7 protein-coding genes, 1 pseudogene and 1 riboswitch are annotated in these 8,709 nt (G+C 67.3%); of the genes and pseudogenes, 3 read left to right on the top strand and 5 right to left on the bottom strand.

The window, feature by feature from the left end:
* Both AC6EI8_RS21195 and AC6EI8_RS21200 read left to right on the top strand, forming a co-directional pair.
* Window positions 1-122 (top strand): annotated as a pseudogene (locus tag AC6EI8_RS21195) (enoyl-CoA hydratase/isomerase family protein); the annotation flags it as partial.
* 60 nt (window positions 123-182) lie between these two features.
* A complete protein-coding gene (locus AC6EI8_RS21200; RefSeq protein WP_149317698.1) occupies window positions 183-1,733 on the top strand; it encodes a malonate--CoA ligase in 1,551 nt (516 codons plus the stop codon).
* 171 nt (window positions 1,734-1,904) lie between these two features.
* Here AC6EI8_RS21200 and AC6EI8_RS21205 read toward each other — a convergent pair whose 3' ends face one another.
* From AC6EI8_RS21205 to AC6EI8_RS21225, 5 genes are all read right to left on the bottom strand, one after another.
* On the bottom strand, window positions 1,905-2,612 hold the full coding sequence (locus AC6EI8_RS21205; RefSeq protein ID WP_149317699.1) for an SIMPL domain-containing protein: 708 nt from the start codon (window positions 2,610-2,612) through the stop codon (window positions 1,905-1,907).
* A 236-nt stretch (window positions 2,613-2,848) separates the two neighbouring features.
* Complete coding sequence (locus AC6EI8_RS21210) at window positions 2,849-3,661, bottom strand: sulfite exporter TauE/SafE family protein (RefSeq protein WP_149317700.1); 813 nt, start codon at window positions 3,659-3,661, stop codon at window positions 2,849-2,851.
* 80 nt (window positions 3,662-3,741) lie between these two features.
* The gene (locus AC6EI8_RS21215) at window positions 3,742-4,188 is read right to left on the bottom strand and encodes an EVE domain-containing protein (protein WP_226108477.1); all 447 of its coding nucleotides are present in this window, start codon (window positions 4,186-4,188) and stop codon (window positions 3,742-3,744) included.
* Window positions 4,189-5,212: 1,024 nt separating this feature from the next.
* Window positions 5,213-5,605 carry a cell division protein ZapA gene (locus AC6EI8_RS21220; protein ID WP_149317703.1) on the bottom strand — a complete coding sequence of 131 codons (393 nt, stop codon included), beginning with the start codon at window positions 5,603-5,605 and terminating at the stop codon, window positions 5,213-5,215.
* The gene (locus tag AC6EI8_RS21225; protein WP_006577387.1) at window positions 5,602-5,937 is read right to left on the bottom strand and encodes a hypothetical protein; all 336 of its coding nucleotides are present in this window, start codon (window positions 5,935-5,937) and stop codon (window positions 5,602-5,604) included. Before AC6EI8_RS21225 ends, AC6EI8_RS21220 begins: the two co-directional genes overlap by 4 nt.
* 224 nt (window positions 5,938-6,161) lie before the next feature.
* Window positions 6,162-6,430: riboswitch (cobalamin riboswitch) on the top strand.
* An 80-nt stretch (window positions 6,431-6,510) separates the two neighbouring features.
* On the opposite strand from AC6EI8_RS21225, the gene AC6EI8_RS21230 reads away from it, so the two are divergent.
* A complete protein-coding gene (locus AC6EI8_RS21230) occupies window positions 6,511-8,520 on the top strand; it encodes a TonB-dependent receptor domain-containing protein (protein ID WP_498382788.1) in 2,010 nt (669 codons plus the stop codon).
* Window positions 8,521-8,709: the final 189 nt, after the last annotated feature.

Raw genomic sequence — 8,709 nt, forward strand, 5'->3', positions numbered from 1 at the left:
CGCTGTCGGCGAGCGAGCTCGATGCCCATTTCTCTTACGCGGCGAGCCGCGACCATGCCGAGGGCGTCGCCGCCTTCCTGGCGCGCCGGCCGCCCCGTTTCGACGGACAGGAGGGCGCCTAGCGCCGTCGCTGCCGTTCCCCGTTTTCTTCTTATCCCTCCAAGCTTTTATCCGCTGATCGCATGAACGCCAATCTGTTCGCCCTGTTCGAATCCCGCTTCCCCGCCAAGCGCGAGGCCTGCTGCATCGAGACGCACGACGGCCTGTACTACAGCTGGGACGATCTCGATCGCGCCACCGCCAAGCTGGCCAACCTGCTCGCCTCGCTCGACCTGCCGGAAGGCGCGCGCGTCGCGGTGCAGGTCGAGAAGTCGCCCGAAGCGCTGTTCCTGTACCTGGCCACGCTGCGCGCCGGCTATGTCTATCTGCCGCTGAACACGGCCTATCAGGAAGCGGAGATCGACTACTTCATCGGCAATGCCGAGCCCGCCGTGGTGGTCTGCAGCAGCGCCAATTTCGGCTGGGTGTCGAAGCTGGCGTTCCGCCACGGCACCGGCCATGTGTTTACGCTCGACGACGACCGTGGCGGCACGCTGCTGGCGCGCGCCGCGGCGCAGCCGGACCGCTTCGACACGGTGCAGCGCGAGCCCGACGATCTGGCGGCGATCCTCTATACCTCGGGCACCACGGGCCGCAGCAAGGGCGCGATGCTGACCCATCGCAACCTGTCGTCGAACGCGGAGACGCTGCACAAGGCCTGGGGCTGGCGCAGCGACGACGTGCTGCTGCACATGCTGCCGATCTTCCATGTGCACGGGCTGTTCGTCGCCTCGCATGGCGCGCTGCTGGCGGGCGCCAAGATGATCTGGGCGCCGAAGTTCGACATGGAGCAGGTGCTGCGCTTCCTGCCGCGCTCGACCGTGATGATGGGCGTGCCGACCTACTACGTGCGGATGCTGCAGGACCAGCGCTTCGACGAGGACACCTGCCGCCGCATGCGCCTGTTCGTGTCGGGCTCGGCGCCGCTGCTGCTGGAGACCTTCGAGGCGTTCCGCGAGCGCACCGGCCATACGATCCTCGAGCGCTATGGCATGAGCGAGACGGTGATGCTGGTGTCGAATCCCTATGACGCCAGCGAGGGCGAACGGATCGGCGGCACCGTGGGCCGTCCGCTGCCGGGCGTGTCGGTGCGCGTGGTCGATGGCGAGGGCAAGCCTTGCCCCGCCGGCGAAATCGGCGCGGTCGAGGTCAAGGGTCCCAATGTGTTCAAGGGCTACTGGCGCATGCCGGAGAAGACCCGCGAGGAATTCACGGCGGACGGCTGGTTCAAGACCGGCGACATGGGACGCTTCGGCGGCGCCATCGTCGGCATGTCCGGGGAGCGCAAGGTGCCGGACGACTACCTGACCATCGTCGGCCGCAGCAAGGACCTGATCATCTCCGGCGGCTACAACGTCTATCCGAAGGAGATCGAGAGCTTCCTCGACGAGATGCCGGGGGTGCAGGAGAGCGCGGTGATCGGCGTGCCGCATCCGGATTTCGGCGAGGCCGTGGTGGCCGTGGTGGTCGGCAAGCCCGGGGCGGAGCTGAACGAGCAGGCGATGATCGGCACGCTGAAGCACCGCATCGCCAACTTCAAGGTGCCCAAGCGGATTCACCTGGTCAGCGAATTGCCGCGCAATACGATGGGCAAGGTGCAGAAGAACCTGCTGCGAGAGCGGTTCAGCGGGTGATTGGGTCTGGGGGAGTCTGGCGCCCCTCTCCCGCGCGTGGGAGAGGAGCGGGGGGAGGGCACGCGCTGGTCGTTGCGCCGCGCGCCGTTTGAAACCACCTCCCTCTCCCCGACCCTCTCCCCTCACAGGGGAGAGGGAGTACGCATCAGGCAGCGCAGGGCCTGCCGCGCCTTACTTCAGCATCTGCACCGAGCCGTTCACCGTCACGGTGACCTGGGCCTTGCCGCCCTCCATCGGCACCGGCGCCGCCTCCGCGGCCATCGCGGCCTTGGCGTACATGCGCGGCATCGGCGTCACGGTGCCGGCCTCGCCGACCTGCACGCTGCGGATCGTGTAGCTGCCGTAGCCGAACAGCTTGGTCGTGGTCTGCGCCTTGTCGCGGAACGCGGCGACCGCCTGCTCGGTCAGCTTGCTCTCGGCCGCGAGTCGCGCCTCGCGCGACAGCGAGAAGCTGATGTTCTGCACCTGCATCTGGCTGGCCAGCTCGCCGGCGAGCTTCGAGGCCGCGCTGAAATCGCGCGACTGCAGGATGACCTCGGCGCGTCCGCGCCAGGTGCTGATGCGGCCGTTGCGGTCGGTGCTCGGATAGATCGTGAAGCCGCCCGATTCCGCCTGGATGCCGGATTCGCGCTTGGCGCGCGCGATCACCTGCTGCGCCTTGGCCGACAGCGCCGACGAGATAGCGGCCGGCTCGGCGCCTTCCTGCTCCGCGGCCAGCGTCACGCGCACCACGTCGGTCGGCACTTCCGCCGCGGCCTCGGCCGACAGCGACAGCACGCCCGCGGGCGGCTGCCATCCCTCGGGCGGCGTCGGTCCGCCCTGTGCGGAGGCGGCCAGTGCGGTGGTACCGAGCAGGGTAGCGGCGAGCAATTGCTTCATCGAGTTCTCCATGACAATGTGATGGTGATCAGACGGTCACTGGCAGCGCCGGGTTCCCTTGCGTAGCCGGGCGCTTGTATCGGCGTATTACCGGGCCGACGCGGGCCGACGCGGGCGAACGTGGCCGACACGGGCCAACGCGGACCGACGCGGACCGACGCGGACCGACGCGGACCGACGCGGACCGACGCGGACCGGCGCGGACCGGCGCGGACTTCACGCCCTGACCAGCTTGCTCAGAACGTCTGCCAGGCCTTCCACAGCATGTAGGTGGCCAGGCAGAACAGCATGCCGGCGAAGATGCGCTTGAGCTTGCGCACCTCCATCCGGTGCGCGGTGCGCGCGCCCAGCGGCGCGGTCAGCACGCTGGCGATCGCGATCACGGCCAGCGCGGGCAGATAGACATAGCCGAGCGAACCGGCCGGCAGGCCGGTCATCTGGTAGCCGCTCCAGACATAGCCGATCACGCTGGCCGCGGCGATCGGGAAGCCCAGCGCGGCCGACGTGGCCACCGCGTGGTGGATCGGCACGTTGCACCAGGTCATGAACGGCACCGAGACAAAGCCGCCGCCGGCGCCGACCAGGCTGGACAGGAAGCCGATTGCCGAACCCGCGCCGAACATGCCGGGGAAGCCAGGGAGCTGCCGGGTCGCCGACGGCTTGCGATTGCGCAGCATCTGCGAGGCCGAGAAGCCGACGAACAACGCAAACAGCAGCGACAGCCAGCCGGTCTTCAGCGCGGCGAACACCTTGCCGCCGCCGATCATGCCGCCCAGCAGGATGCCCGGCGCCAGCGCCAATACGATCTTCCAGCGCACCGCGCCCTGCTTGTGGTGGGCGCGCACCGACGACAGCGAGGTGAACAGGATGGTGGACATCGAGGTGGCGATCGCCATGTGGACGATCGCTTCTTCGGGAAAGGCCAGCCAGCTGAAGGTCAGCGTCAGGAACGGCACCATCATCATGCCGCCGCCGACGCCGAGCAGGCCGGCGCAGAAGCCGGTGAACGCGCCGAGCAGCAGCAGCGCGGGAATCAGGGAGAGAGTCATGCGTGGATCGCTTCGTGATGTTTTTCGTTATGGTTATCTCGCGGGCGGTGGATGTACCGCCCACGCGCATCGCACGCGGTTCAGCGGCGTCCCATCAGCCGCGTGGTGATGAACTGCCATTCCTGCGGCGTGACCGGCGTGATCGACAGCCGGTTGCCCCGGCGCAGCACGATCATGTCGGCCAGCTCTTCATGCTCGCGCAATTGCGCCAGCGAGATCAGCTCGCACTTGTCGACGAACTTGACGTCGACCAGCTCCCAGCGGGGATGCTCCGGCTTCGAGGCCGGGTCGTGGTACTTGCTGTGGGGATCGAACTGGGTGGGATCGGGGTAGGGCGTCGAGCAGACCTCGGCCAATCCCGCGATGCCGGGCTGTGGGCACGACGAGTGGTAGAACAGCACGCCGTCGCCGATGCGCATCGCGTCGCGCATGAAATTGCGCGCCTGGTAGTTGCGCACGCCGGTCCAGGGCAGCCGTCCCTGCTCGGCCAGCGTATCGATGCTGGCCTCGTCGGGCTCGGACTTCATCAGCCAGTACTGGCGCGCGCGGGACGCACCCGCGGCCGGCTTGTCGGCGGCCTTCGTTGCGGACCTTGGGGCCGATTTGGCAGCCGATTCAGCAGCCGATTCAGCAGCCGACTTTGCAGCCGACTTTGCAGCCGACTTTGCAGCCGATTTTGCGGCGGACTCGGTGGCCGCCTTCTTGTCGGAGGGACTCATGCTCGCACGTCGTGGATGGTCGGAACGGCATCGCGAAGACGCGGCAAGGGCCTTGCAGCGGCGGCGCGACGCGGCAAGCATACCGTGAAAGCGCCTTCGTCGCCCGCATTGGCATCGTAGGCATAAACGCGCGCAACAGGGCAGGGGACTGCGCCGGCAACGGAGCTCTGCGGCTGCGCGGCAGAAATGGGGGGAAATGCGGGGAAATGCGGGGAAAAAACGCGGGCAAAAACACCGGCAAAAAAAGAGGCGATGGTCCAAAGACCATCGCCTCTTGCTGTAGGGTCCCCGCCTCGGCCGTTGGGTCGGCATCCTGAACCCAAGTGAGGTTCAGTGTGGCTGCGGAAGCCGTATTTCGGGTACATCACCTATTCAGGGAGCCCAGGTTCGAGACCTACGCTATGAACACTGTGACGCGCTCGCCCACACGGCATCATCCCGCACCATGCAATGCATATCGGTTCAAGGAGTTTATGACCTTCGCGAACCAGGCAGGGAAACTGTCAAACGTCTGACTATCCAATTGGGCCCGGACATCGAAGTCCGGGGGAGGTCAGACGTTTGCCGTTTCAAACTGGGATGGGAGGAAAACGGCGGCCGGGCGCGATAACCCGACCATGTTTCTGCACCTTGGTACCCCCGTGCAGTGGCTCCACTATACACCGGGCTTTCTCGCATACCAAGCGCGTCTTGGCTTGTCGTTACATTTTGCGTAGCAGCCGCGGCACGGTCTTCACATGCCCTTCATATCCGGTCCATTTGCCCTATATCGCTATGGTGAAGGGCCTTGCACAAGGGCCCATATGCGGGCCCCTGCGTGCAATTCAAGGGGTCAGGATTGCGCCGGCGAAACGGTATGGGCAGGGCCGGTATGGGTATGGCCCACACTGCCGCCGCCCATGCTGGTGCCGACATGCGCGTACTGGCGCAGCGCCTCGTCGGCGCGCTCGTTCAGCTCGCGGATGCGGGCGCGCACGGCGTCCACCGGAATCGCGCCGTCCTCCTGCTGCTTGCGCTTGAGCGCGAGCAGATCCGAGGCGATGCTGATCGCGGCCATCACCGCGACCCGTTCGACGCCCTTGGTCGAGGCGCCGGACTTGATGCGCGTCATCTGGTCGTCGACCAGGGCCACCGCTTCGAGCAGCGCGGCCTCGTTCTCGGGGGCGATCGCGAAGCGGTAGGGCTGCCCCGCGATATGGACTTCGACTTGCTTGTTGCCGCTCATGCGTGTTCTCCGGAAGGCTGGGCGCCGCGCGGCTCGCCCTGAATGCGCTCGGCGGGAAGCTCCCCTTCCTCGAGCAGATCCAGCTGGCGCGCATCGGTGGCCGTGGGCAGCTTGTCCAGGATCGACTGGATGCGCAATTGCGCTTCCTCGATCTTGATGTTCAGCAGTTCGCGATCGGCGGCCATCGCCTCGCGATCGCTGCGCAGCTGCGCGGCCTCCGCCTGCAGGCGTTCGATCTCCTCGCGCAGCCGCTGGTTTTCTGCCGCCAGCGTGTCCGCGTGGTGCAGCACGCGGCCGATCTTGGCGGCCAGTTGTTCGAGTTCGGTCAGCATGGGCCTGTCGTGTTCTCAGGGTGTCAGGTAACGGGATTCTAGCCGATGCATGGTCCGCGTCATCACTGCGGGAAGCGATTGTGACCGTGCATTCCCCTCGAAGTTGCATCGATCGTCGGCCAATGGCCTCAATGAGCGCACCCCAGGGGCACGCTGCAGCGCAATGGGCCGAGGGCGCCGCCAATTTGACGGGGGCCGCCAAACTGCCTACACTCACGCGCGTTTTCAGGTGCTCGCGATCCGGTCCCCATCGGATTGCAGTTAAACGGGAAACAGGGTGTCCGCCACGCCGCCGCGCTATGCCGGGCCAACCTGTGCTGCCCCCGCAACGGTAAGCGATTGCGATCGCCGCCGCGCCCCGAGCCGATCGGCACGATCGGCTCCACGCCCGCCGGCTTCGCCTCACCGCCCCACATGCCACTGGACCGATGGTCCGGGAAGGCGGGCGGTGCCGATCGCCAGCCCGGATACCGGCCTGGATGCGGGCATGCCGGTCGCCATCGCGCTCGCGCAGCCTCACCGCCAGACGGTCCGCGGGGGAACGGGCCAGGCTATCACTTCCGCTCGAGCACCATGCTGTCATCGTCTTCGAGGTCGCGTCGCCTGGCACTGCCAGTCCCGCGCCCCGCTGCGCGCGTCCGCGCCCATGCCATCGTCCGCCGTCTTGTCGGGGATATTGCCCGCAGTCCTGCCGCCGATATTGCCCGCAATCTTGCCGGCGATATTGCGCGGGCCGCCCCCGGCTCGCCCGCGCAGGCCGCGCTGTTGTCCGCCGCCACGCTGTGCGCATGGCCCGCGCTGGCGCAGCAGCCCGCGCCGTCGGCGGACACCACGCTGGCGCCGGTCGTCGTCAGCGCCACGCGCACCGCGCAGCCGCTGGACGAGGCGCTGCCCCATACCACCGTGATCACGCAGCAGGAGATCGCCAACAGCCAGGCGCCCGACCTGCGTTCGCTGCTGCGCACGCAGGCCGGCCTGGAACTGGCCGCCACCGGCGGCATGGGCGCCAACACGACGCTGTTCATGCGGGGCGCCAATTCGAACCAGACGCTGATCCTGATCGACGGCGTGCGCATCGCCTCGGCCAGCAGCGGCACCGCGCAACTGGCCAACATCCTGCCCGACGAGATCGACCGGATCGAGGTGGTGCGCGGCAACGTCTCGGCGCTGTACGGCTCCGACGCGATCGGCGGCGTGGTGCAGATCTTCACCAAGAGCGGCGCCGGCAAGCCGCCCGCGGCCAACGCCCAGGTCGAATACGGCAGCGACAATACGCGCCGCGCGACGGTGGGGTACGGCGGCCAGGTCGGCGACACCTCGTTCAACCTGACCGGCTCGATTTTCAAGACCGACGGCTTCTCCGCGGTGAACACGCGCCTGCAGCCGCGCGCCAATCCGAACGACAACCCGTACGAGAACAAGAGCGTATCGGGCCAGATCAAGCATCGCTTCAGCGCGGACTGGGAGGCGGGCGTCGCGGCCTACTACAGCAAGAGCAAGCTGTCGTACGACAGCACCTTCGGGCGGCCCACCGACGACTGGCGCAGCGACAGCGAGCTCTATACGCTGTCGGCCTTCGTCAACGGGAAGCTGGCTCCGGACTGGACCACGCGCTTCAAGGTCGCGCAAAGCGAGGATGACAGCGACAACACGCTCAACGGCGTGTTCGACAGCCGCTTCAAGACCCGCACGCGCCAGTTCACCTGGCAGAACGAATACGCGCTGGCCAAGGGCCATCAGCTGATGTTCGGCACCGAATATCTGCAGCAGCAGTTCGACTCGAACTCGTACGCCGCGCCGAGCCGCAACGTGGTGTCGGTGTTCGGCGGCTACGACGGCCGCATCGGCAAGCACCAGCTGCAGCTGAACCTGCGCAACGACCACTATTCGGACTTCGGCGACAAGGGCAGCTATTTCGCCGGCTACGGCTACTACGTGACCGAGCAGTTCAAGCTGCTTGCGAACGCGAGCAACGCGTTCCGTGCGCCGACCTTCAACGAGCTGTACTACCCGAACTATGGCCAGCCGAACCTGCAGCCGGAGCGGGCGCGCTCGGTCGAGATCGGCGCGCAGTACGACAGCAAGGGCGCCGGCCTGCTGCGCGTGACGGCCTTCCGCACGCAATACGACAACCTGATCACGTCCGCGCTGCAGCCCAATGGCATGTTCCTGGCGCAGAACGTCAGCAGCGCCAAGGTCGAGGGCGTCGAGGCGTCATGGCGCGCGCGCCTGCTCGGCACCGACGTGACCGCCAGCGTCACGATGCAGAATCCGGTCGACGAGCAGACCGGCACGCAGCTGATGCGCCGCGCGCGCCGGCATGCGGCGCTGGACCTGGGCCGCGATATCGGCAACTGGCGCTTCGGCGGACAGTGGATCGTGTCGTCGTCGCGCCGGGACAGCGGCTCGCGCACGCTGGGCGGATACGGTATCGTCAACCTCAACGCGCGCTACAACATCGACAAGCAATGGTTCATCGCCGCCCGCGTCGAGAATCTGTTCGACAAGGACTACCAGCTGGCCTATCCCTACAACACGCAGGGCCGGGCAGGCTTCATCACGCTCGGCTGGCGCCAGCGCTAAGCGGCATCGCCGGAACCAGGGACCATGATGCGGACCGCGGCGTCGGCGGGCACGACGGCAGGCAGTTCGATGCGCGGCGCCGCTGAGATGCGGCGCGCGCTGGCCGTGTGCGCGCTGCTGGCCGGTGCCGCCGTGGCGGTGTTCCTGCTGTCGCTGGCGGTCGGCAGCGTCGGCCTGTCGCCGAGCGAG

It is taken from the genome of Cupriavidus sp. R6-3 (genome assembly GCF_059772245.1).